We start from the raw sequence: 24387 nt of genomic DNA, 5'->3' as shown, positions 1-24387 counted from the left end.
GAAGGGTGTCGGGCCTGACCTCTCATGAATTGAGACTTCGCGGCGGTACCACCCCGGAAGTCGGTTCCGCGCTCTTTGATGGGCCAAGTGACAGGTTCCATCCTGTCTTGGCGACTGCGTCGGCAAGCAGTTTACGGATCGAATGGATGAGCTGGACCTGGAGGGCCAGGTTGATAGACCTGCCCTCCGCCGTCTGCAGCGAGAGAACATGGCCTCCCGATGACGCCTTCCGTACCTGGAGTCGTGAGACGAGGATCGGCTCCGGGCCCAGGGGTGTCTCTGCGGTCTTCGCCTGATAGGGTGTTTTGAAGTCCGCCCGTGAAAGGGCCGCCTGTTCCTGGAAATCCTTCACGGCGTTTATGTTATCAGATGAGACTTTCTCATAAAGGGAGGGATCCTTGTCGAGCACCTTTTCCAGGGCGTTCCAGAGAATGTGGACGAAGCGGCGCGTCAGCCAGATGCGGTACTCCGTGAGGTTCTCATCGCGGCCCGATGATATCCTGAGAAGAAGCCGATCTTCCACGGGATTGTAAGCCATGTTCAACTGTCGTATGGCATTGGCCATGATGCTCTCTCCGGCGTTACGAATACATCTTTGACGGCGACGTAGGTCATTGTATAGGAAAAAAGCCCGCCGCTGTCAAGAATAGTGAAAGATATGAGAAAGGAACAATGACATGAAGAAGACGCTCTTTTTTTCGGTTATGATCCTGATTTCCCTGGCGGTGTGCCTTCAGCCCGTATATGCCGCCTCTAAGGTGGGCTATATCAACGTGAGAAAGATCGTCAGCGACTCCAACATCGGAAAGGAAGCCAGGCGGGATTTCGATACGCTCCGGCAGGAAAAAGAACTGATCGTTCAGAAAAGCCTGCTCGAGATCAACCGGCTCAAGGATGAGATCAACAATAACAAGGATTCCATGGGCACCGAGACGCGGCAGGAAAAACTGAACACGCTCCAGGACATGGTGAAGGAGCATAAGCGCCTCGTAGCGGATATCAAGGAAGAGATCAAGGAAAAGGACCAGGAACTGGTGGCGAAGATCCTTCAGCAGGCCGACACCGTGTTGAAAAAAGTGGCCCAGAAAGGGAAATACACCATGATCATCAAGGACCCGAACGCTGTGGGCTTTCTGGACCCCGAGGTGGATATCACCGATGAGGTGATCAAGGAGTTGAATAAGCAGTAATTACGTAAGTGCCTGAGTTCCTTAGTACCTGAGTGCCTGAGTGCGGGGTTCGTGATTCGTTATTCGGGACTCGGGATTGGGGACTCGTAATCCGTAATCAATCAATAATCCGTTGTTTTTCCCTTCTGTCATTCCGGAATCCGCGTCAGCGGATATCCGGAATCCAGAAGTAGTCCGAAGAAACACGATAAAACCTGGATTCCCGCCTTCGCGGGAATGACAAAATGAGCGGGAATGACAAAATGAGCGGGAATGACAAAATGAGCGGGAATGACAAAGCAATAGGTTTGCTATACAAATCCCGGATCACGAATCCCGATTCCCGATTTTCTCCACGACCGCCTGAAAGACCTCGTCCACGCTGATCTCCTTCATGCACTGCATGGTTTTGCAGGTCTTCAGGAAACAGGGGCTGCAGGGAAGGTTTTTTCTGATGACGCGGTGCCCTTCACCGTAGGGCCCCGTCCGTACCGGGTCCGTGGGGCCGAAGAGGGCCACCACCGGTGTTCCCATTGCGGCGGCGACATGCATGGGCCCAGAGTCGGTGGTCACCACCAACCGGGCTTTCTGATAGAGATATGCGAGGTCGCGAAGGGTCGTTTTACCCTGGAGATTGACACAGGGCCCGCGTGTCATCCCCGCTATGCGTTCCAGTCGCTTTTCGCCGCCGCCTCCCGTGATGATGACCGGGATATCCAGTTCCTCTCCGATCCTGTCGCAGAGACGGGCGAACTTTTCATCCTCCCAGAGTTTTGTCTCCCAGAAGGCCACGGGATTGACGGCGATGAAGGGCGCGGTGATGTTGATATCGTGAGCTTCCAGGAGCTTGCTGACCCGGAGCCGGTTATCATTATCAACGGCAATGGTGAATTCAACCCGGTTCGGGTCGGCCCCGAGATGCCGGGCAAGATCAAGATAGCGGTCCACGGCGTGCTTGCTCATGTCTTCGGGGACCTTCTCGTTCAGAAAAAGGCCGCTCAGCTCCTGCATGCTGTCGTAACCGATCTTCCGTTTTCCGCCGCTGAGGGCGACGATAAGGGCGCTCTTGAACAGGCCGTGGAAATCAATGACCACATCGTAGGAACGGTCTCGCAACCCTCTGATGAACTCTGCCATTTCCGCAAGAGCCGGTCTAGTTTTGCCGGATCTTTGCAGTTCCCGGAGCCACCCCTTCCGGCGGGAGACAAGTACCCGGTCGAGGGCGGGGTGGTTCGCGATCAGGTCCGCCGATGCCTCTTCGATGACCCAGGTTATATGCGCCCGGGGATATCGATCTCGAATGGCCGAAAGTGAAGGCAGGGTGTGCACCACGTCGCCGATGGCGCTCAGTTTGACGATGAGGATGTTCATCGGCAAGCCTCCTCGATCCACCGCACGGCTTCCAGGACGGTGGGGAAACGATCACCCGAAAAGTCAGCCGGAGATATCTCTTTCCCGTATCCCGTGTCGACAAGGACTCCGGTTACCCCGGCATTTTCAGCCGTTTCCATGTCCCGCAGCGTGTCCCCGATCAGGTATGATCGCTTCAGGTCGATATCAAAATCCCGCGCCGCCTGCAGTATCATGCCCGGCTTCGGTTTCCGGCAGTCGCAGGTAATACGGTATTTCCCGGTTCCTTCGGTGGGGTGATGGGGGCAGTAATAGAAACCGTCGATGACAGCCCCGTGATGCCCCATCTGATTTCGAAGCTCTTCATGGACCGCCGCGACGAAGGCTTCATCAAAGAATCCCCTGGCGACGCCGGACTGGTTCGTGACCACCAGGGCCAGCACGCCCATGCGGTTTATCAGCCGGACCGCCTCAAAGGATTCGGGAAATATCCGCAGGTCCTCAAGGCTTCGCAGATATCCCGTCTCTTCATTGATCGTTCCGTCCCTGTCGAGAAATACGGCGGCTGTTTTCATTGGTTTCAAAATAAAGTGCCTGAGTGCCTGAGTGCCCGTTCTGCCCCCCTCTTTGACAAAGAGGGGTTGGGGGAGATTTGCTTTTGTATAAATCCCTCCCGGCCTCCCTTTACAAAGGGAGGTGAAAAACACCCATGAATCGGCGAATTACGACCCTTTTGACGTCATTGCGAGCCGCGTAGCGGCGCGGCAATCTCGGCGAGAAACCATGGGATTGCTTCGTCGTTCCACTCCTCGCAATGACCATCACAACAATCCCCGAATTCCCAATCCCGAATCCCAATTCCCGAACCACGAACCACGAATCCCGAATCCCGAATGAACGAATCACGATTCCCGCACTCAGGCACTCAGGCACTTAGTAATATCAACATATTCCAACAGTTCCAGGAAGATCAGTATCCAGAGGAACACGCCGGCGTCGCTGATGGCCCTGACCATGACCTTTGTGGAAACCTCGACGCGTTCCCGGGACCAATAATTTCTGAAACTCGGGATGATACGGTTCGTTCGGGAACGGTATGTGATGAATTCCTTCCCGAATCGCTTTTCAAGCCCCTTTTCTTCCGAGGTGATCACAAAATGATAGTAAAGCCAGAAAAGAGGGATGGAGAGAATGAGCAGATACAGGTTCTGCGACACGCTCATGAGTCCCGCGACGCCGAAAAAGGAGAAGAGATAGAGCGGGTTCCGGCACAGCGAGTAGGGCCCGTCCGTGCAGAGTTCCCTGTCCTTGGTGCCGCCGATGTAGACGGCGCACCATATCCGTCCCAGGACGCAGAGAAACACCAGCGCGAACCCCGCTGTTTTGAGTATTCCGGCAAGGTATGGCCCGTGGTCGTGTTTCGTGAACAGGATGACCGTCAGGACGGCAAGTGCCGCGACCCAGCTGACGGTCCTTCTCATTCGTTGAACCGGTGTTACTGGCATATGTTCTCTCCCTCCGCGCCGCTGCGGGTTTTTCCCCTGTCCGCTTCTTCGAGGAGCCGGCGCGCCGCTCGATAGACGTCTTCCACAGTGACCATGTCCATGCACCGGAAATCGGTGGGGCAGGTCTTTTTCAGGCAGGGACTGCAATCGGCATTCTTGTAAATGACGACGCTGTGCTTTCCCACTGGTGATGTCGTGACGGGGTTCGTCGAGCCGAAGACGGCCACCAGAGGTATCCCCAGGGCGCCTGCGAGGTGCATCAATCCCGAATCATTGGAAAGAAAGAGCATGCAGCGGGCTATCAGGGCGACGGCTTCTTTCAGGTTCGTCTTTCCCGCCAGATTGATAACGGTGCCCCGCCGGACCTCTTTTTCGACCATCTCCGCCCGTTCCCGGTCACCATCGCTTCCGAAGATGAGGATGGCGGCCCCCTGTTCTGCGGCGAGTCGTTGTGCCGCCTGTGCGAACCGGTCGGGAAACCACATCTTGGCCGGACCGTAGGCGGCCCCCGGGGCGGCCCCGATGCAGGGGGTGTCCGGTGAAATATGATGGGCGGAGAGAATATCGCGGGCACGGTCGTCGTATTCTTCGCCAAGGGACAGGATCACCTCCCGTCCCGCCGGATGGAACCCCAGCGCCCTGAGCATCTCCAGATAATAATCGATCTGGTGTACCCGGCGGATTTCGCCCGTTCGCTTCACGGAATGGGTGAGCAGAAATCCCCGTCCGTCAGTGTTGTAGCCGGCCCGCAGCGGGATGCCCGCCAGCGTCGCAATGATGGCCGCCTCGATGGCGTTCTGCAGGAGGATCACCCCGTCGAAGTTCTCCTTCCTGAGGTCCAATGCGAGGCGCCATATCCCGCTGATCCCTTCATGCCTGCCGGGGCTTTCAAAGGGGATAATGCCGTCGATGTGGGGCGAAAGACGGTAGATCTCAGCTACCCAGGGTTTGGCCAGGACCGATATGCGCGCTTCGGGAAGGTTCTTTCTGATAGTGGCGACGGCGGGAAGCGTCATGATGACGTCACCGATCCAGTTGGTCCCCCGTATCAGGATGTTGGGACTTCCCCCGAGGGGAAAGGTCTTCGCATTTCGCACATGCAGCATTATATGTGCCGTTTCCCTGCTCCCTGTTGATGTACGCCGGCGGACAGGTCTGTTCTCTGGCCGTCGCCCCCGTGGTGCATGCCGATAGCGTCCGGAACCTATGATCCCTGCAGCTTCGATTCGAGAAAGGACAATCTCCTCGTTCTTCCGAGCGCCTGGACCGGTTTTGTTTTCCAGCGCTGGTGGAGCCAGAACCACTGATCGGGGTAATCCCGTACCATGTCTTCTACAATATCAGTGATCTTCCTGGTATTTTCGATGATATCCCGTTCGTAATCGCCCGACCTGACAACCTGGTACTCTTCAAGGATGGTGAACAGGTACGTGCCGTCCGCCAATCGATGATTGAAGGCGGGGAGAAGGGCGGCATCCGTTGTGAGGGCAAGCTCCGCCAGTCCCGTGGAGGTGCAGGCAGGCCTTCCGAAGAAATCTACGAAAACCCCCTCGCGCCAGGAAACGTTCTGGTCTATGAGGATTCCAATGATCCCGTTCTTCTTGAGGACCTCCAGTATTTTCCTGATGGCGCCTCCCGTCGGAATGAGGACGTTGCCCGTATAGCTCCTCTCCCAGGCCGCCAGGTTTTCCATGATGGGATTATCGAGAGAACGGTATATGATATGTCCTTTCTGCATGTGTCGTCCGAAATAGGACGCCATGAGTTCCCAGTTTCCCAGGTGGGCTGTGAAAAAAATGATGCCTTTTTTCTTTGCCAGGGCCTTCTCGTAATGCTCCCGGCCCTGGGTCCGGATGAGCGACTCGAAATTATTGTTCTGAGCAAGGGAAGGGATCTGAAAGAATTCCGCCGCCGTAGTTCCCAGGCTCCGGTACACGTTCTTTGCTATCTTCCTGATTTCATGGGAGGTTTTTTCTGGGAAGGAGCGTGTCAGATTGTGGAGCGTTATGAACCGGTGCCGCGGTGAGACATGGTAGAACAGCATGAAAAGCGCCCTGAAGAGCATTCTCCGCGGACCCAGGGGAATATTGGTGAAAATCGCTATGATTATCCGTGTTGACAGCAGTATTTTCATCGTTTCAGTGTCGAGAGGATGGTTTCTTCGAAATCGGTAATGGACGGGATCACTTCCATTCTGATTTCAAGGGTGAAGATATCCCTTACAAAATCGGTAAAGTCAACCAATTTTATCCCGTCCTTTTCCGTGGTCAGGATCAGGTCCGCTCCTGACGATCGGAATGCTTCACGGATGTCCCGTACGTCTTCCGCCGTGTAGCGATGGTGGTCGGAATAGGCGCGGAACCCGGCAATACCGCGGCAGAGGTGTTGAAGTCTGTTTCGAAATCCTTCCGGTCGTGCTATGCCGGCAAAGGCGAAAACCCTCCGGTCTCGCAGGTGCTCGAGGGGGAATTCTTCCCGCGATGCGCCTCCGGCGACGCCGTGAGGCTTTCGGCGGGCCTGGAAAAAAGGTGTCCGCGGGCAGAATCGCTCACGCAGGGACGCCACCGCGGGGCTCGGTGAGCCGCCGTTCGTTTCGACCAGGATGGCGGCCCGTTTCATGGAGTCCGCACCCTCCCGAAGGAGCCCGCGGGGCAGGAGGAACCCGTTTCCCAGGGGCCGGACGCCGTCCATCAGCAGGATGTCGATGTCCCGGTGAAGGGAGCGGTGCTGGAATCCGTCATCAAGGATGATCAGGTCCGCTCCGAAACGCTCGACGGCATGCCTGCCGGCATGAATTCGTTTCTTTCCGATCATGACAGGCACGCCGGGCAGTTTTCGCGCGATCAATGCCGGTTCGTCACCGGACCGTTCCGCGCTGGTCCTCACTGCTTCACCGTCCGATACGGTCATGACCGTTCCGCGGTATGTGCCTTTGTATCCCCTACTCACGACGGCAGGCTTGTATCCCCGATCCCTGAGCATTTCGGCGAGCATGATGACCGTGGGTGTCTTGCCCGTGCCGCCGGCGGTGATATTCCCCACGCTGATGACGGGACAGGGGAGTCTGTGGACCTTCAGGACTCCCCTGTCATACAGGTCGTTCCTGAATCGTACGCCGCAGCTGTAAAGAAAAGAGAGCCCGAGAAAGGGCGCGTATCGAAAGGATCTCCCCTCATCGTTCAGCATGGAGGATATATAGGTGCCCGTATGCTTCATCTCCTTCATCCGATTGAAAAACATGATGGGGACGACCCTTACTGGGCGGCCGCACCGGGGTCTTTGAACTGCATATTGTAGAGTTTGAAGTATTCGCCCTTCAGCGCCATGAGTGAATCGTGGGTCCCTTCCTCGATGACCCGCCCCCGGGAGATGACGATGATTCTATGGGCATTGATGATCGTCGAGAGCCGGTGGGCGATCACCAGGGTCGTCCGCCCCTTCATGAGGGTTTCCAGGGCATCCTGGACCTCCGCCTCGGACTCGGTGTCGAGGGAGGACGTCGCCTCGTCGAGGATCAGGATGGGAGCATCCTTCAGCAGGGCTCGCGCGATGGAGATACGCTGTTTTTCCCCTCCCGACAGGCGGGCCCCCAGTTCACCGATGATCGTATCGTATCCCTGGGGAAGTTCGACAATGAAGTTGTGGGCATTTGCCATTTTCGCCGCTCTGATGATCTCGTCATCATTCTTGTCACGATTGCCGTAGGCGATGTTGTTCCGAACGGTGTCATTGAAGAGGATCGTCTGCTGGGTGACGATGCCGATCTGTTCCCGCAGCGACCGGATGGTCACGTCCCGGATGTCATGCCCGTCGATCGTGATGCCGCCTGTCGATACATCATAGAATCGAGGAATAAGGTTTACCAGGGTGGTCTTTCCGCTGCCGCTCATGCCGACGAACGCCACCGTTTCACCGGCCTTGATGGAAAGGTCGACCTGGTGCAGCACCGGCTCATTATCATCGTAGTGGAACGTTACATCACGGATCTCGATGGAATCGGAAATAGGGGGCAGCGGCTGCGCTCCCGGCTTGTCCTGGATCTCCGGAGGTGTGTCCATGACGGCGAAAACCCTGACGGACGCGGCGATCCCCTGCTGGATCGTGTTGTTGACGTTCGTGAGGCGCTTTACCGGTTCATAGAGAAGTATCAGTGCGGCGAGGAAGGAGAAGAAGGTCCCCGGCGTTGAAGCGCCGTTGATAACCTGGTATCCCCCGTAAAATACGATAGCCGCGACGCCGATACCCCCGAGAAATTCCATGAAGGGGCTGGCAACGGCCCTGATGGACACGGTCTTCATGAACAGCCTGAAGAGCCGCTCATTTTCCTTTCCGAACCGCTCTCCCTCATACCGTTCCATGTTAAAGGCCTTGACGATCCGCGTGCCTGAGATGGTTTCCTGAAGGAGGCTGGAGAGCGTCCCCATGGTCACCTGTGTCCGGGTCGCTATGGTTCTCATCCGCTCTCCGAACTTGGCGATGGGATAGATGCTCAGGGGAAAGACGAACGAGGCGATAAGCGCCAGTTGCCAGTCACGGTAGAAAATGACGAAAATAAGCCCGATCAGCGTGAAGGTGTCCTTCAGAATGCTGGTGACCGCTTCGGAAACGGCTCCCTGGATGAAGGTCACGTCATTGGTGATGCGGGACATGAGGACACCCGTGGGGTTTCGGGAGAAGAAGGAAAGAGACTGCAACTGGATGTGATCGTAGAGCCGGCTCCTCAGGTCCGTGATGACCCGCTGGCCGATGTATCTCATGAGGACCGTCTGGCCGTAACTGGCGGCGCCCTTGACGAAATACAGGATTATGATGAGGAGGGGGATCAGCATGAGCATTGTCCTGTCTTTGGCGAAAAAAATACCGTCCAGGGCCGGCTTTACCAGAAAGGCAAGCGCCGACGTCGCCCCGCCGATGATCAGCATCAGGACCATGGCGAGGAGGAACTTCGCCATGTGGGGTTTCGCCATGAGCAGAAGTCGTTTGTAGATGTCCATTATCTTACCCTTCAGCCTCTTCTCCGGTACCAGAAAACCCCAGAAACGTTAATCCGTAATCCGTAATCCGTAATCCCCAGTCGCACGCAGGCACTTGTTTTTTCATCCAATCATCTCCAATGCCAGTTCCGCCGCCCGCCGTGACGCCCCGGGGCTGCCGAGCTTCGCCCTGACCTTTTTCAGGTCTTCGCGCATCTGCCGTCGCCGGGCCTGGTCCGAAAGGATCCGGTATATCTCATCGGCCATTGCTTCGCCCGTCGCGTATCCCTGGATCAGTTCGGGGACGATCTCTCTGCCCGCGATAATATTGACGAGCCCGATATGGGATACATGGATGACCATCCGTCCCAGCAGGTACGAAAGAGGTGAAACCTTGTACACGATTATCATGGGAACTTCAAGGAGGGCCGTCTCGAGCGTCGCCGTACCGGAGGTTACCATAGCGGCGTCGGCTGCCGCCAGGGCGTTGTACCCGTCATTTTCAACGATCGTTACCGGGATCGGGGAACCGGCGATCACAGCCGAGACGAACTCGCGGGACAGCGTGTCGGCCAGAGGCAGAAGGAACTGGATGTCCGGCAGTTTTCCCGCGATAATGCCGGCCGCCGTCAGCATTTCCGGCAGGAGCCTGGTCACTTCCTTCTCCCTGCTTCCCGGCAGGAGAGCAACGGTCATCCTTCCGGGATTCAACCCCCGGCGCATCAGGGTCTGTTCCCGCGGCGCCGTCTGTTTTACTACATCGAGAAGCGGGTGCCCGGTGAAATGGACGTCCAGCTTCGATACCCTTCTGTAGAATTCCTTTTCGAAGGGAAGGATAACGGCCATGCGGTCCACCGATCGTTCAAGGACGGAGATCCGTCCCTGGCGCCACGCCCATACCTGGGGGCTGATGTAGTAGAAGACCGGTATTCCCAGCTTCTTCGCGTATTTTGCCAGGGGTATGTTGAAATCCGGATAATCTATCAGGATGAGGAGGTCCGGCCGTTCCTCCTTCAGATGATTTCTGATCTTTTTTCGAACCTGGAGAATGACGCCGAGCCGTGAGAGCACCTCGGTAAGGCCCACCACGGCCATGTCCCCGGATTCGGCCAGGAGCTCGACCCCGGCCTGTTTCATTTTCGTTCCGCCGATGCCGGAGAAACGCAGATCCTGACCTATTTCTTCCATGGTCCTGACGAGGTTGGCCCCGTGAAGGTCGCCGGAGGCCTCACCGGCGATGACGCAGACCTTTTTCCCGTGCGTGCCGGGATTGTTACGATCAGGGTGCATTATTGATCACTTCACAGACGCGGCCTATCTCTTCTTCCGTCAATTCCGGGAACATGGGGAGAGACAGGACCTTCGATGCGCACTCATCGCTCACGGGACAGGAGACTGACACGTCGCCTGCGAGAAATACTTCCTGCCGGTGCAGGGGAAGCGGATAGTAAACGGCCGATGCGATCCCCGCCTGCTTCAGCTGGTCCATGAGGGTGTCCCGATCGCCCGTCCTGATGGTGTACTGATGATACACATGGGTACACCCCGGCAGTTCGACGGGTGGAACGACGCTGTTCCCCGTCAGTCCGGCACTGTACAGTGCGGCATTTTTTCTTCGGGCGGCGTTGAATTCGTCGATATGCCTGAACTTGACCCTCAGAACGGCCGCCTGCAGCTCGTCAAGACGGCTGTTGTATCCGAGGACGGCATGGTAGTATTTGACCCTGCTGCCGTGGTTCCGCAGCATGCGAACCATTTCTCCGGCATTGCCGTCACGGGCTATCACCATGCCCCCATCTCCGTAGCAGGCAAGATTCTTGCTCGGGAAAAAGCTGAAACAACCGCAGTCGCCGAAGGTGCCCACCTTTTTCCCCTTGTACTCGGCGCCGAAGGCCTGGGCGCAGTCCTCGATGACCTTCAGATCCTTTCTCGCGGCGATGTCCATGACGGCGTCCATATCGACGGGGTGACCAAAAAGGTGAACGGGAATGATCGCCTTTGTCCGCGGGGATATCTTTTCTTCGATAGCCGCCGGGTCCATATTATAGGTCGCGTGATCGATGTCTATGAAAACGGGGACCGCCTTGAGAAGAGCGATCACCTCTGCCGTTGCAATAAAAGTAAAGGGTGTGGTGATGACCTCGTCACCCTCGCCGATCCCGCAGGCCCTCAGGGCCAGGAGGAGCGCGTCGGTTCCGTTCCCGACGCCCACGGCATCGTCCACCCCATGATAGGAAGCTATTTCCTTTTCCAGTTGCGAAACGTTGGGACCAAGAATAAAGTGAGTCCCCTCAAGTACTTCCTGAACGGCGGCGTCGATCTCCTCTTTCAGGATGTGGTACTGCCTCTTCAGGTCAACCATCTGTATCATCGATCAGTTTCTCCTCGTTCATTTTGATCTTTTCAACGATTTGCAGGGCCAGTTCGAGAGATTTACGCGCTTCCCGGCCGCTGACCGCAGGGGTGGTCCGCTCCGCGACGCACTCCGTAAAGGCCCTGATCTCCGCTTCAAGGGGGTCGTATATCTTCACGGCGATATCGTTCTGGCGGATCGTAACGGCACCGCTTTCATCGATCTCCCGCCGCAGTGAGATCAGTTCGCGTTTTCCGTAATCGACTGAATGATAGGAATCGGGGCAGAAGAATCGTATTTTCTGCATTTTTTTGTTGGTGATCCTGCTTGCCGTTACATTGGCGACGCATCCTTTTGCAAAGGTGATCCGGGCGTTCGCGATGTCGACCTTTTCGGAGAGGACCGACACCCCCACGGCATCGACCTCCTTTGGGACGTCACCGACGAAATTGAGTATGATGTCGAGGTCGTGGACCATGAGATCAAGGATTACGTCAACATCGGTTCCACGCCGGAAGAAGGGGTGGAGGCGGTGGGATTCGATGAAGAGGGGTGCTCTGATCGCCTCGGCAAGGGCCGACACGGCGGGATTGAAGCGCTCGACGAAGCCGACCTGAAACACGGCCTTTTTCTCTTCGGCCAGAGCGATCAGGGAATCCGCCTCCGCGAGGGTTGTGGCGATGGGTTTTTCCAGGAGCACATCAACGCCGGCGGCAAGAAAGTCCCTGGCCACGGAATAGTGCGATTCCGTAGGGACGGCGATGCTGACGGCGTCGACCCGGCCGATCATGTCGCGATGATCGGGGAAGACCTCGCAGTTGAAGTCCCGGGCGGCTTCAAGGGCCCGCTCCTTTATGACATCGGCGACACCGATGATGGCGGAGCGGGGTATCTTTTGATATTTCTGCAGGTGGAAGGTTCCCAGGTGGCCGACACCCACCACACCGACACGTATAGGGTCCATATTCCCCTCGCAGGAATGAAGCGTTCGCTCTACCGGCAGATCCCCCGTTTTGACGCCTCTACGAATTCGATGACGTGGCGGACCTCGGGAAAGTCGCCTGCTTCATCCCGGATTTTTGCCAGGGCGTCCGAGAGGAGCATGTTCGATCTGAAGAGGATGCGATAGGTCTTTTTCAGTGCGCTGATGGCTTCCTCGGAAAATCCCCGCCGTTTTAATCCCACGACATTCAACCCATACAGCTTCGCGTGATTCCCCGCGGCCATGACATAGGGGATCACATCCTGTGCGACGCCGGAAGCGCCGCTGACCATGCTGTGACAACCGATACGGGTGAACTGATGGATTCCCGTCATGCCTCCGATGATGGCATAGTCCTCGACATGTATGTGGCCGGCGAGATTGACGGCGTTCGACATGATGATATTGTCGTCCAGCTTGCAGTTGTGTGCCACATGGCAATAGGCCATGAGAAAGTTGTCGTTGCCGATGGAGGTCATGTTTATATCGGCGGCCGTGCCCCGGTGCACGGTGACACATTCCCGGAAGGTGTTGCCGTTCCCTATGATGAGAGGGCTGTCCTCGCCCTTGAATTTCAGGTCCTGCGGGATGGCGCCGATCGAGCAGAACTGGAAGAACCGGCAGTTTTCTCCGATCCTGGTGGGGCCCTCAATGACCACGTGGGGTCCGACGACGGTGCCTTTTCCGATGGTGACATCATCACCGATGATGCTGTAAGGTCCGATCTCGACCCCGTCTTCCAGGGCCGCCTTTGGTGATATGATCGCCGTTGGGTGTATTTTCATGGTGCCTCATTCCTTCTCGCGGGTCATGGATGCAATGGATGATTCCAGTTCCTCCACTTTTTTCTGGAGGATGGCAAGGGTTTTTCTCATGTCGGGCAGTTTCGGCATGCAGGCCTGGGTCCGGAGAAAATCCTGATGGGGCATCTGGACGAACCCGGATACGATATGACCGGGAGGGACATCCTTGTGAACCCCCGTCTTGGCGGCTACCATCGCCCGGTCACCGATCCGTATGTGACCCACGATCCCTGCCTGTCCGCCGATCATGACGCCGGAGCCGATGCCGGTGCTTCCCGATATGCCTACCTGGGCCACGATGATGCTGTTCTCACCGATGACCACGTTGTGACCGACCTGGACCAGATTGTCGATCTTGACACCCTTCCTGATCCAGGTCTTTCCCAGGGCCCCCCGGTCGATGGTCGTGTTCGCGCCGATCTCACAGTCGTCATCGATCTGAACGATACCCACCTGTGACACTTTCAGGTTCTGTTGACCCGGGGCCGCGAAACCGAAGCCGTCACTGCCGACGACGACGCCGGCGTGGAGGATGACCCGTTTCCCGATGAGGCAGCGCCGGTAGACGCAGACGTTCGGGTAGAGGATCGAGCTTTCTCCGACCCTGACATGGTTCCCGATGAAGACACCGGGGTAGAGAACGACACCCTTTTCGATGACGGCTTCCTTTCCCACATACACACCGGGATATATGGTGACCTCCGGACCGATCCCGGCACTTTCATCGATGATAGCCTCGGGACTGACCGTGGCCGGGGCCCGTTCCTCGGGATAAAAGACGGGAAGGAGCCGGGCCAGCGCGATGTAAGGATCTTCGACGATGATCAGGTTCCGTTCCGATCTGGTGATGTCCGGTGACACCAGGACCACCGACGCGGCCGTGGTCGCGAGCTTTCTGCGGTATTTGGGGTTCGCGATGAACGTGATGTCGCCGTCACCGGCTTCGTCTATCCCCCGGATATGAGAAACCCGCACGGTGCCGTCACCGATAAGGTTTCCGCCCAGATATTCGGCGACTTCCAAAAGCGTTTTCGTTACGGTCATTGTCGTGTTCCGTCAGGCCCGGTTCCGGCCGTCATGGGGTGATCCTGCCGGGAACCCGCGCCCCCTTATTTCTTTTTGCCGCCGGATTCCTTGTCATACCGTTCTATCACCTTGGCGGTGATGTCGTTTGCTTTCGAGTAGTAGGGCAGGTTGACGGAATTGATGTCCACTATCATCGTGTACCCCTCTTTCTCGCCGATGGCCTGTACCACCTTGAGAATTTCCGGTACGAGCTGCTGAAAGATCTCCTGTTCCTTTATCTGCATTTCTTCGTTCGCGTCGTCGATCAGGCGCTTGTATTCCCGGTACTTTTTCTGATAGTCGAGTTCCTTTTCCTTCAGAGCGTTTTCCGTGAGGTTCAGCCGCTGTTTGTCGAGCTGGTCCTTCAGCTTCTTCAGCTCATCTTCCAGTTCCTGGATATTGAGCTTTTTCTGATCGACCAGTTTCTTGAATTCCGCCGCCGCGGCCTTTCCGGCTTCGGATTTGAAAAGGATCTCCCGCATGTCGATAAACCCCGTTTTGTCAGCCGCCGAGGCACCCACTGCAAAGAGGACGATGGCGATGACAGCGGTTACAAAAAAACATCGTTTCATACACATTCCCCCTGATAAAGATTAATTATTACATGAACATACCCACGGTGAATTCCCACCTGCTGGGGGGTTCATCTTCCTTTCGGTCAAGGACATAGCCCCACTCGACCCGAAGCGGACCGACCGGTGAATACCACCGGATACCGGCTCCGGCCGTTTCTCTCATGTCGTCTATATGGTATCCGCTCTCCCAGGCGTTTCCCGCATCGTAAAATATGACACCTTTCAGCCCCGCGTCCTTGATGAGCGGAAAGATGAATTCAACGTTGAAGTTGAGCATGGTCTCCCCGCCGATCACGTCGTCCGTTTCCGGGTCCACCGGGCCTATTTCCCGAAGGCCCCTCAGGGAGTTGATCCCTCCGAGGTAGAATCGCTCGTAGATCGGGACATCCTTCCCTTCGTTGCCGTGTAAATATCCCGCTCGTCCCCTGACGCTGAAAACCGTCTCAAGGGGGAGAGGGAAGAACCAGGTCGATGTTGCCTGGTATTTGGTGAAGCTCGTGTCCCCCTGGAAAATGGTACCCGTGTGCTCGACGGAAAAGGAGTTCTTTGAACCCTTTGAGGGAAAAAAGATATCGTCGGTCGTGTCCCGCGACAGGGTAAGCGTAACGCCGCTCGATGTGGTCTCCCCTTCCTGTTCCTTTACGTATGTGGAGGCGTTGTCGGCGATCTCCGTGACCTCATCGATGCTGAAACGATAACCGATGTAACCCATGAGGTCTTCTTCCTTCCAGAGAGGATAACCGAAGGTTGTCTCGAACCCCATGGTTTGAAGGTCATAGGCGTCATATTCGCGCCGCATGTGCCATATCTCGTATTTACTCCACAGGGGCATGTCAAAGAGCCAGGGCTCGATGAAGGAGAGCTCGAAATTCGTCGTCGAGGAACCCAGGTAGGCACTTACCCCCAGGGTCTGTCCCCGTCCAAAGAGGTTTCTCTGGGAGACCCTGGTCATGACGATGAACTGGTCAACGGCACTGTATCCCGCTCCCACGCTGAACATGCCTGTGGGTTGTTCCCGCACGTTCACATTGATGTCCATCAGGTCCGCCTCGAGACCGCGTTCAGTCTGAAAGTTTATTTCCTCAAAGTATCGCAGCCGGTTGATGTTCGCGTAACTGGAACGCATGTCGCCCCGGTTGTAAAGGTCACCTTCCACAACGTCAAGCTCTCTTCTGACCACCTTGTCGCGGGTGACGGTGTTGCCCGTTATCGTTATCCTGTTGATGTAAACGAGTTCCCCCTTTTCGATGTTGTAGGTTATATCGACCTGCTGCTCCTCTTCGCGGGGGGTCGTCAGGGGTGAGACCGCCGCATAGGCATACCCTTCATTGTTGAAGGCCTCGGTCAGGTAATCGATGTCCTTCATGATGGCTTCCCGGTCGAAATGGTCTTTTTTTGTGATGTTCAGGTTTTCGAACAGTTTTTCCCGGGGCACGGAAATGGTATCGCCCGTGATGGATACATGGCCGACCCTGAACTGTTTCCCCTCCTTGACGGTAATGGTGACATACAGCCATTTTTCGTCATGGGTGATGACCGGGTCCCCGATCTCTATGTTGATATAGCCGTTGTTAAGATAGAAGGCGGCCAGCTTGTTCATGTCCTGCTTCAGCTTGTCTTCGTTGAGGATACCCGAATCGGTGATGAAGGAAAAGATGCCCCATTCGGAGGTATCCATCATGTCCCGCAGTTCCTTTGCCGTGTATGCCTCATTCCCCTCAAAGGTGATCGTTTTTATGTGTATCTTCTTTTTTTCCTTTATGTCGAACGTGACGGTCGCCTTGTTTTCCTTCTCCTCGATCCGGTATGTGACCTCTGCGTTATAGAATCCCTTGTTCTTGTAAAGATTTTTTATGTTTTCAACGGAATCCGCGACTTTATCGAGATTCAGGACCTCGTGGGCCTCCACGGTAATGACGGCCGTGATATCCTCCTTCTTGACGTCGTCATTCCCGGCGACGTTCACCTCCGAGACAAGGGGCATTTCCTGGACACTGAGCCGGATGACCAGTCCTTCCGGGCTTTCCGTCACGGTCGCCGTTACATCATTAAAATACCCGATGCCGTAAACGGCCTTGATATCGGCTGAAAGATCCTTCTGTGAAAAAGGCTTTCCCCTGGCGACGGACATGACGTTCAGGATCACGTTCTCTTCAATGCGGCTGTTTCCCTGGATTTCGACCTTCGCAATAACCTGCGAGGGAAATATTCTTACCAGAATGACCCGGGCAAGTTCCGCCGCGAGGGACGTCATCCCTTCATCCGTGGTGTTTCCGGCGGCGGTGATGTCGCCGTAAATGATCTTTTCCGCGACACCGAGGGCCTCGAGGTTAGCACTGAGCCGGCCGCCCAGGGCGGTCACCGTTCCCATGATAACGATGTCGGCACCGATCTCACCTCCCACGGAAAAGGCCTGCTTTTCATCGATCTTCTTCCCGCTGAGTGCCTGTGCCACTTTTTCGTCGGGGACAATGTCGATGGTTCCCGTTTTTCCCAGTTCGGTTCCGAGAAGACTTCTGATGCGCGGTTCCATGTCTTCACCAGCGCCGCCCTGAAGAACGAAGGGGAACAGTGCGATACCTGTCCTGTCGGCGGCAAGGGCCCCCTGGGCGACCAGGAGGACAAGAAATATCAGGACGAGGCGTTTGATAAGCTCACAATTCATATGTTTTCCCGTCTTTCAGGCCGATCATGCGCGTCATGCGGCGTGCCAGAGATGTATTGTGTGTGACGACGATGAGGGTTGAGCCCCGTGTTGCGTTGAGATCAAGCAGAAGGTCCTCGATCTTTCTTCCTGTCTCCGTGTCAAGGTTTCCCGTCGGCTCATCGGCAAGAATACAGCGGGGCTTCATGACCATGGCCCGCGCCACGGCGACCCGCTGCTGTTCTCCGCCGGAAAGCTCGCCCGGTTTGTGGACCAATCTATCACCAAGGCCTACTTCCGTCAAGGTGCTCTCGGCCATCGCACGTGCCTCCGATCTGTTCACGCCGGCGATCAGCGCCGGCATCATGGTGTTCTCCAGGGTGGTGAATTCGGGAAGCAGGTGGTGGAACTGAAAGACAAAACCGATCTGCCGGTTTCTGAAGTACGCGCGTTCCCGGTCTTGCCGGTCAAATATGTTGACGCCGTCGAACAGGACCTGTCCCGATGTGGGGCGGTCGAGAAGTCCCAGAATTTGCAGGAAGGTCGTTTTCCCGGCGCCTGAGACACCCAGAACGGCCATCGTTTCACCGGCGGTTATTTCCAGGTCCAGGCCTTTCAGGACTTCAATGCGTGTTCCGTCCTTTATGAACGTTTTTGTCAGGTTTCTAACGGTTATCATTCCCTGTCCATTATTCATAGCGAAGCGCCACTGCGGGGTCGAGCCGGGACGCGCGCCATGACGGATACATAGATGCCAGAAAGCACAGCAGCAGGGCCACGATGACGATCAGGGCCACATCGCTGTAATTGACCTGGGACGGTAATTCGTTGAGATAATAGACATCCTGCGGCAGTACCTTAAAGCCGAACAGGTCCTCGATGAACCTGGTGACCCGTTCGAGATTCAGGGCCAGGGTGACTCCCGTGACGCATCCCAGAAAAGTGCCGATGGCACCGATTATCATTCCCTGAACCATGAAGATCTTCATGATCCCCCGGGAGGTCGCCCCCATCGATTTAAGGATCGCGATGTCGCGGTATTTTTCCATTACCGTCATGATCAGTGTTGTTATGATATTAAAAGCCGCCACAATGACGATCAGGCTGAGAATGATGAACATGACCCTCTTTTCAAGCTTGAGGGCGGAAAAGAGATTCTTGTTCATTTCCATCCAGGGGCGGGCCCAGAAGGGGAACCCGAGGGTGTTTTCCAGTGTCCGGGCTATCGTTCCCGCCTGATAGATGTTGGCGATCCTGATCTCGATACCCGTGACTTCCTCGGGCATGTTGAGAAACTCCATGCATTCTGCAAGGGATATGAAGACGAGGGATGAATCGTACTCGTATGAGCCCGATTCGAAGATGCCGACGACCCTGAATTTTTTTATCCGTGGCATGACGCCCATGGGGGTCGTGATGCCCATGGGAAGTAGAACTTCCACGGTGTCCTGGTAGAGGGCGTTGAGGTTCCGTGCAAGTTCACCGCCGATGATGATTCCCGGCGGCGTTGCGGTGTCGGCGGCGTTTTTCGAAGCAGCGAGAGCGTCGATGCTTCCGTCGGTCATTTTACCGATGTTGAGCACGTCGCGGGCACTTTTCACCTCAATGCCGCGCAGAACGACCCCGGTGACACGGTCCCGGTTCTTCAGCATGGCCTGGCTGTAAATGAAGGGTGTCGTGGCGACGATACCGGGAATCCCTTTGATCTCCGCCATGACCGCTTCGTGATTTGTCATGCCTCCGGAATATTGCATGAGAACGATGTGCGAGTTGATCCCCAGGATCTTTTCGCGCAGTTCCGTCTCAAATCCCGTCATGACTGAAAGAACGACGATCAGTGCCGCCACGCCGAGAAATATACCGGCCATTGACAGCATGGTGTTCACGGAAATAAAGGTCTGCTTGCGCTTCGCTCTCAGGTATCTGAAGCCTATGAAAATTTCGTAGGACATGCGTTTCAAACCTTCGGCGACGACTGGGGCCGCATGTGCGGAAAGAGGATGACGTCGCGGATCGATGGCGAATCCGTAAAGAGCATGACGAGCCGGTCGATACCGATGCCCTCTCCCGCCGTCGGAGGCATGGCATACTCCAGGGCGGTGATGTAATCCCTGTCCATTTCATGGGCCTCAAGGTCGCCGGCCTCCCGTTCCCTGAGCTGCATCAGGAAACGCTGTTCCTGGTCCTCGGGATCGTTCAGCTCGGAGAAGGCGTTGGCAATCTCCCTTCCATATATATACAGTTCGAAGCGGTCCGTGAAGGCCGGATTATCCTCGCTCCTCCGCGAGAGCGGTGATACCTCGATGGGGTAGCTGGTTATGAAGGTGGGCTGGATCAGCTTGTCCTCCACCAGTTCCTCGAATATGGCCATGATCGTTTTTCCCAGCGGTTCCCTGTCCTCGATATCGAGGCCGATCTCCCGCGCGCAGGCGATCGCCCGGTCCGCGTCCCCGAGAACGCCGGGATCGATATCGGTGTACCTGGTGATGGCTTCCTTGATGGTCAGGCGGTCCCAGGGAGGCGTGAGATCGATCTGAGTTCCCTGGTAGGATATGATCAGGGAGTCACATACATCCTTGGAAATATGAACGAAAAGCTCTTCCGTAAGTGTCATGAGGTCTTCGTAGGTGGCGTAGGCCTGGTAGAATTCCATCATGGTAAATTCGGGGTTGTGAAGGGTCGACACGCCTTCATTTCTGAAGTTCCTGTTGATCTCAAAGACCCGCTCAAGTCCTCCGACGATAAGACGCTTCAGGTACAGCTCCGGCGCGATCCTGAGATAGAGGTCCATATCGAGTGCGTTGTGGTGGGTCTTGAAGGGCTGCGCCATGGCGCCGCCTGCTATCGCCTGCATCATGGGGGTTTCCACTTCGAGAAAGTCCCTGTCCTGCATGAAGTCGCGTATCAGCTTGATGATGCGGCTCCTCGTCTCGAAAACGGCTTTCACGTCGGGGTTCATGATCAGGTCGAGGTGACGCTGGCGGTATCGCGTTTCGACATCCTTCAGGCCGTGCCATTTTTCAGGCAGCGGCAGTACCGCCTTGGAGAGCAGGCGGATTTCGTCGGCCGCGATGGTCAACTCACCCGTTTTCGTCTTGAAAAGTTTCCCTGATGCGGAAATAATGTCGCCCACATCGTGTTTTTTAAAAAGGGCATACGCCTCGTCGCCCACCGTGTTCTTCGCGACGTAAACCTGAAGTCTTCCGCTGCGGTCCATGATATTTATGAAAGCCGCCTTGCCGAAAAGCCTCTGGGCCATCATGCGTCCCGCGACGGTAAATCGCTCGTCCGCGGCGGCGAGCGCTGCGTCGTCAAGATGGTTGAACCCGGCCAGGATACCTGCCGTTGTGGCGGTTATGTCGACATCATTGGGATAGAGATTGATCCCCGCTTCTTTCAGAGATGCCATTTTTTCTTTTCTTTTTTTCAGAAGTTCGCTTGTTTCATCCATCGGATACATTCCTCACCGGTTGTGCCCGCGGCCGCGCCGATGACGGGCCAGATACACCCCGTATGTCGATATAAAGGTGTAATACCTATATTTTTTCGGACGTTTAGTCAAGTCTTTTAAGGGTTGGAACCAGGCGCCGTTTCGCCTGAGAGCGCTCCGAACACCTCTCGTCAATGGAAGGTCATAAGAAAATCGACTGAAGGTGGAAGAAAAAAATTGACAAGAAAAAGACATAATACTAACGTATTACACTTTTTAGAAAGGGAATCGGCGTTTTCCGCGGGCGGTTTTGGCATTAAGTGATCCCGCGGGACGGACGCATCCCGTTGTCGAGGCTGCAGCAGGCATGGTAGGAACGATTATCGGCAGGAAACGGGCGCTGGAGATCATCGATAGATTCCCCCGGTCCAGGGTCCTCATCGTGGGGGATGTCATGGTGGACCAGTTCATCTGGGGCAAGGTGTCACGCATTTCGCCGGAGGCCCCGGTGCCGGTTGTGCGGGTGACATCCGAGGATTACCTCCTGGGCGGGTGTTCCAATGTGCTCAACAACATCTGTTCCATCGGCGGAAAGGCTTCGATAACGGGCGTCATCGGAGCCGACCTGATGGGCAGATGGTTTGTGGGCCGGCTGAGAAAAATGAATATCGATACCCGGGGGATCGTGGTCGAGCAGGGACGGCCCACCGTCGTCAAGACGAGGATCGTCGCCCACGGCCAGCAGGTGGTGCGTTTCGACCGGGAGAACACCGAGAAGATCAGGAACGACAGCCTTCAGAGGATAATGGAATATATTACCGATGTTCGTGACGAACTGGGGGCGATCGTCATTTCCGATTACGCCAAGGGTGTCGTCTCGAAAAAGCTGATCACCGAGATCAGGAAAGCCATTGACGGGACGGGCATCGTTCTGTGCGTCGATCCCAAGCAGAACGGGTTTTCCCTTTACAGCGATGTTGACCTGATAACACCGAATCACGTCGAGGCGGCCAGGGCGCTGCACCGGGAATTCGCCGGCGAGGCCGACGTTATCAGGGGCGGCAAGGCACTACTGAAGAAACTGCACGTGAAGGGCGTTCTGATAACGCGGGGAGAAGAAGGAATGACGCTTTTTGAACACAATGGCGATATTACCGCTATTCCTGCCGTGGCGCGGGAGGTTTTCGACGTGACCGGCGCCGGTGATACGGTGATCGGCGTGTTCGCACTGAGCGTTGCGGCGGGGGCGACCTATCGGGAGGCGGCCGTGCTTGCAAATCATGCCGCCGGGATCGTTGTCGGTAAGGTGGGGACGGCGACGGTAACCCGCGAGGAATTGACGGCACTTTTATGAGCGGACCGAGAAAACCGGAACCGGTGAAACTGATCGCAAGCATATTTTCACCGGAAGGGGAGCGGATCGACAGGGCCGTCAGGCAGCTCGCCCGGCGTTACGGGGACCCCGATTATATCAGTGCCGTGGTTCCCTTTGACGAGACCGATTATTATGAGCCGGAGATGGGGACCCCGCTCAAGAGACGGTTCCTGTCCTTTGAAACGTTGATCGAACCCGGCGACCTGTGGGATATAAAGCTGCATACGAATGACATCGAACGCGAAGCATCTGTTGACGGTCGCAGAACCGTCAATATAGACCCCGGATACGTGGCGCGTGCGCACCTGATCCTGGCGACGGGAAAGCCCTACACGCACCGTCCCTATGTGAGGAACGGGCTGTATGCGGACCTGACGCTGGTGTACCGGGACAAGTCGTTTCAGAAACTGGAATGGACCTATCCTGATTACGCGAGCAGGGCTGTTCGGGAGATGTTCAACCGGATCAGGGCCCGCTATCTGCTGCAGTTGAAGGGGACGGAGAATGACGAGGGAGTGTAGCTGATGATAAAAAGTATGACCGGTTACGGACGGGCGGAATGCGGTTTCGGCGAGAGAAAACTGACGGTGGAAATAAAATCGCTCAATCACCGGAACACGGAAATTATCGTGCGACTTCCGCTGTTTATGAGTTCCCTTGAGATCGAAGCGAAACGGAAGATCGCTGAAAAGATCTCCCGGGGCAGAGTTGAAGTCGCCATTCGTGTCGACGCGGAGGTGAACGGGAGCGGTCCGGAGGCGCTGGCCGTGAACATGCCCCTGCTCTGGAAATATTATGATATATTGGAACGCGTCAGGAGTGAAATGGGCCTTTCCGGGGAGATAACCCTTGACATGCTCACCGGTCTGAAGGGGGGGATTTTTTCTTCCGAGGCGGAGATAGACGTATCGTCGGTTCGTGAACCGCTCGGGAAGGCACTTGACGAGTCCATGACGGCCCTTCAGGAAATGAGGGCGAAAGAGGGAGAACAGCTGTACCGGGATTTTGTGATGCGGCTGGGCTTTATCAAGTCATGCATGGAGATCGTGCGGTCTCGTGCCCCGGAGGTCCCCGTCTATTATCAGAAGAAATTCGTGGACCGGGTTCGAGAGCTGTCCGGTGGGATCGATCTGGACGAAGCGCGTCTGGCCCTGGAAGTTGCGATCATGGCGGAGAAGAGTGATATTACGGAAGAACTTGTCAGGATCGACAGTCATGTGGCTCAACTTGAGGAACTTCTGGAAAACGAGGGGGCCGTAGCCGTAGGAAGAAAGATGGATTTCATCCTGCAGGAGTTGCACCGGGAGATCAATACGGTCGGATACAAGTGCGGGGACCTCGCCATAGCTCAGAACGTGATCGAAATAAAATCGGAACTGGCGAAACTCCGTGAGCAGGCGCAGAATATAGAGTAGCAAATGGCAGAAAACAACCCTGATCGTGCAAAAGGTCTGATGATTGTGGTGTCGGCTCCATCAGGTACCGGCAAGACGACCATCTGCCGGAACGTACTGAACCTGTTACCGGGACTCTCCTTTTCTGTGTCTCATACCACCAGAAAGGCACGGAGGGGAGAGCAGGATGGCAGGGACTATCATTTCATCGAGGAGGATGAATTCAGGCGGCTCGCCGATGCCGGAGAATTTGCCGAATGGGCCGAAAACTACGGGCATCTCTACGGGACGTCACGGCGGGTCATCGATGATATGCGGGAACAGGGGCACGACATCCTCCTCGACGTGGACCCTCAGGGTGCGAAGAACCTGAAAACCATTTTCCCGGACGGTGTTTTTGTGTTCATTCTTCCGCCCACCATCGGTATTTTGAGAGAACGACTTGCACGCCGCGGTTCCGAAGACGCCGGCATGCTGAGGCGGCGCCTGAACCGGGCCGTTGAGGAGATCACCGAGGCCCGGTGGTATGACTATGTTATCATCAATGATACGATCAAGGAGTCGACCGGCGCGCTGAAGGCTATCTGCACAGCCGAAAAACACCGGTACCGGTTTTCGCAGAACAAGATAGACGACCTTGTAAGGAAACGTGAAACCGAAATGGAGAAGGCAAAAAAAGTGGCAAAGGGGCAAAGCGACAGAGTGACAGAGTGACAAAGTGACAAAGTGGCAAAGTGGCAAAGTGGCAAAGTGGCAAAGTGGCAAAGTG

23 protein-coding genes are annotated in these 24387 nt (G+C 55.9%); 5 read left to right on the top strand and 18 right to left on the bottom strand.

Going from position 1 to position 24387, the window contains the following annotated elements; genetic code table 11:
* Positions 1-22: 22 nt before the first annotated feature.
* Positions 23-565, bottom strand: coding sequence for a hypothetical protein (locus JXO48_04320; GenBank protein ID MBN2283097.1), 543 nt, complete (start codon positions 563-565; stop codon positions 23-25).
* Positions 566-677: 112 nt separating this feature from the next.
* Between JXO48_04320 and JXO48_04315 the strand changes: the two genes are divergently transcribed.
* Entirely contained in the window at positions 678-1190 is a 513-nt protein-coding gene (locus JXO48_04315; GenBank protein ID MBN2283096.1) for an OmpH family outer membrane protein, read from the top strand.
* Between the two features lie 306 nt (positions 1191-1496).
* On the opposite strand, the gene waaF (JXO48_04310) is transcribed toward JXO48_04315, so the two are convergent.
* The 17 genes from waaF (JXO48_04310) to lysS all read right to left on the bottom strand — a co-directional run bounded on the left by waaF (JXO48_04310) (position 1497) and on the right by lysS (position 20870).
* Positions 1497-2540, bottom strand: a complete 1044-nt coding sequence (waaF, locus tag JXO48_04310) for a lipopolysaccharide heptosyltransferase II (protein MBN2283095.1) — start codon at positions 2538-2540, stop codon at positions 1497-1499.
* On the bottom strand, positions 2537-3094 hold the full coding sequence (locus JXO48_04305) for an HAD family hydrolase (GenBank protein MBN2283094.1): 558 nt from the start codon (positions 3092-3094) through the stop codon (positions 2537-2539). Before JXO48_04305 ends, waaF (JXO48_04310) begins: the two co-directional genes overlap by 4 nt.
* A 342-nt stretch (positions 3095-3436) precedes the next feature.
* Positions 3437-4024, bottom strand: a complete 588-nt coding sequence (locus JXO48_04300) for an isoprenylcysteine carboxylmethyltransferase family protein (GenBank protein MBN2283093.1) — start codon at positions 4022-4024, stop codon at positions 3437-3439.
* The gene (gene waaF / locus JXO48_04295; protein ID MBN2283092.1) at positions 4015-5130 is read right to left on the bottom strand and encodes a lipopolysaccharide heptosyltransferase II; all 1116 of its coding nucleotides are present in this window, start codon (positions 5128-5130) and stop codon (positions 4015-4017) included. Before waaF (JXO48_04295) ends, JXO48_04300 begins: the two co-directional genes overlap by 10 nt.
* A gap of 98 nt (positions 5131-5228) precedes the next feature.
* Complete coding sequence (locus tag JXO48_04290; protein ID MBN2283091.1) at positions 5229-6158, bottom strand: lysophospholipid acyltransferase family protein; 930 nt, start codon at positions 6156-6158, stop codon at positions 5229-5231.
* Positions 6155-7240 (bottom strand): tetraacyldisaccharide 4'-kinase, encoded by a 1086-nt coding sequence (lpxK, locus tag JXO48_04285; GenBank protein ID MBN2283090.1) that lies wholly within the window; start codon positions 7238-7240, stop codon positions 6155-6157. The genes JXO48_04290 and lpxK overlap by 4 nt, the downstream gene beginning before the upstream one ends.
* A 38-nt stretch (positions 7241-7278) precedes the next feature.
* A complete protein-coding gene (msbA, locus tag JXO48_04280) occupies positions 7279-9018 on the bottom strand; it encodes a lipid A export permease/ATP-binding protein MsbA (GenBank protein MBN2283089.1) in 1740 nt (579 codons plus the stop codon).
* 102 nt (positions 9019-9120) lie between these two features.
* Entirely contained in the window at positions 9121-10287 is a 1167-nt protein-coding gene (gene lpxB, locus JXO48_04275; GenBank protein ID MBN2283088.1) for a lipid-A-disaccharide synthase, read from the bottom strand.
* Positions 10277-11368, bottom strand: coding sequence for a DegT/DnrJ/EryC1/StrS family aminotransferase (locus JXO48_04270; GenBank protein ID MBN2283087.1), 1092 nt, complete (start codon positions 11366-11368; stop codon positions 10277-10279). The genes lpxB and JXO48_04270 overlap by 11 nt, the downstream gene beginning before the upstream one ends.
* Complete coding sequence (locus JXO48_04265; GenBank protein ID MBN2283086.1) at positions 11352-12314, bottom strand: Gfo/Idh/MocA family oxidoreductase; 963 nt, start codon at positions 12312-12314, stop codon at positions 11352-11354. Before JXO48_04265 ends, JXO48_04270 begins: the two co-directional genes overlap by 17 nt.
* A 29-nt stretch (positions 12315-12343) precedes the next feature.
* A complete protein-coding gene (gene lpxA / locus JXO48_04260; GenBank protein ID MBN2283085.1) occupies positions 12344-13117 on the bottom strand; it encodes an acyl-ACP--UDP-N-acetylglucosamine O-acyltransferase in 774 nt (257 codons plus the stop codon).
* 6 nt (positions 13118-13123) lie between these two features.
* Positions 13124-14179, bottom strand: a complete 1056-nt coding sequence (gene lpxD, locus JXO48_04255) for a UDP-3-O-(3-hydroxymyristoyl)glucosamine N-acyltransferase (GenBank protein ID MBN2283084.1) — start codon at positions 14177-14179, stop codon at positions 13124-13126.
* Positions 14180-14244: 65 nt separating this feature from the next.
* Positions 14245-14772, bottom strand: coding sequence for an OmpH family outer membrane protein (locus tag JXO48_04250; protein ID MBN2283083.1), 528 nt, complete (start codon positions 14770-14772; stop codon positions 14245-14247).
* A 28-nt stretch (positions 14773-14800) separates the two neighbouring features.
* Positions 14801-17440, bottom strand: a complete 2640-nt coding sequence (bamA, locus tag JXO48_04245) for an outer membrane protein assembly factor BamA (GenBank protein MBN2283082.1) — start codon at positions 17438-17440, stop codon at positions 14801-14803.
* A complete protein-coding gene (locus JXO48_04240; protein ID MBN2283081.1) occupies positions 17430-18116 on the bottom strand; it encodes an ABC transporter ATP-binding protein in 687 nt (228 codons plus the stop codon). The genes bamA and JXO48_04240 overlap by 11 nt, the downstream gene beginning before the upstream one ends.
* Positions 18109-19371, bottom strand: a complete 1263-nt coding sequence (locus tag JXO48_04235; GenBank protein MBN2283080.1) for a lipoprotein-releasing ABC transporter permease subunit — start codon at positions 19369-19371, stop codon at positions 18109-18111. Before JXO48_04235 ends, JXO48_04240 begins: the two co-directional genes overlap by 8 nt.
* 5 nt (positions 19372-19376) lie before the next feature.
* Positions 19377-20870, bottom strand: coding sequence for a lysine--tRNA ligase (gene lysS, locus JXO48_04230; protein ID MBN2283079.1), 1494 nt, complete (start codon positions 20868-20870; stop codon positions 19377-19379).
* A 346-nt stretch (positions 20871-21216) separates the two neighbouring features.
* Here lysS and rfaE1 point away from each other — a divergent pair, with 346 nt between their 5' ends.
* From rfaE1 to gmk, 4 genes are read left to right on the top strand one after another with little or no spacing between them, the layout of a single operon-like run.
* Positions 21217-22203 carry a D-glycero-beta-D-manno-heptose-7-phosphate kinase gene (gene rfaE1 / locus JXO48_04225; GenBank protein ID MBN2283078.1) on the top strand — a complete coding sequence of 329 codons (987 nt, stop codon included), beginning with the start codon at positions 21217-21219 and terminating at the stop codon, positions 22201-22203.
* Entirely contained in the window at positions 22200-22745 is a 546-nt protein-coding gene (locus tag JXO48_04220; GenBank protein ID MBN2283077.1) for a DUF4416 family protein, read from the top strand. The genes rfaE1 and JXO48_04220 overlap by 4 nt, the downstream gene beginning before the upstream one ends.
* Positions 22746-22748: 3 nt before the next feature.
* A complete protein-coding gene (locus JXO48_04215) occupies positions 22749-23639 on the top strand; it encodes a YicC family protein (GenBank protein ID MBN2283076.1) in 891 nt (296 codons plus the stop codon).
* Positions 23640-23642: 3 nt separating this feature from the next.
* Positions 23643-24332: a guanylate kinase gene (gene gmk, locus JXO48_04210; GenBank protein ID MBN2283075.1), complete on the top strand. Its 690-nt coding sequence runs from the start codon at positions 23643-23645 to the stop codon at positions 24330-24332.
* Positions 24333-24387: the final 55 nt, after the last annotated feature.

Source organism: Deltaproteobacteria bacterium (genome assembly GCA_016933965.1).
GTDB lineage: Bacteria > Desulfobacterota > Syntrophia > Syntrophales > UBA2210 > JAFGTS01.
Note: the sequence above shows the minus strand (reverse complement) of the source record. Positions and strands in the feature narration are given on the sequence as shown.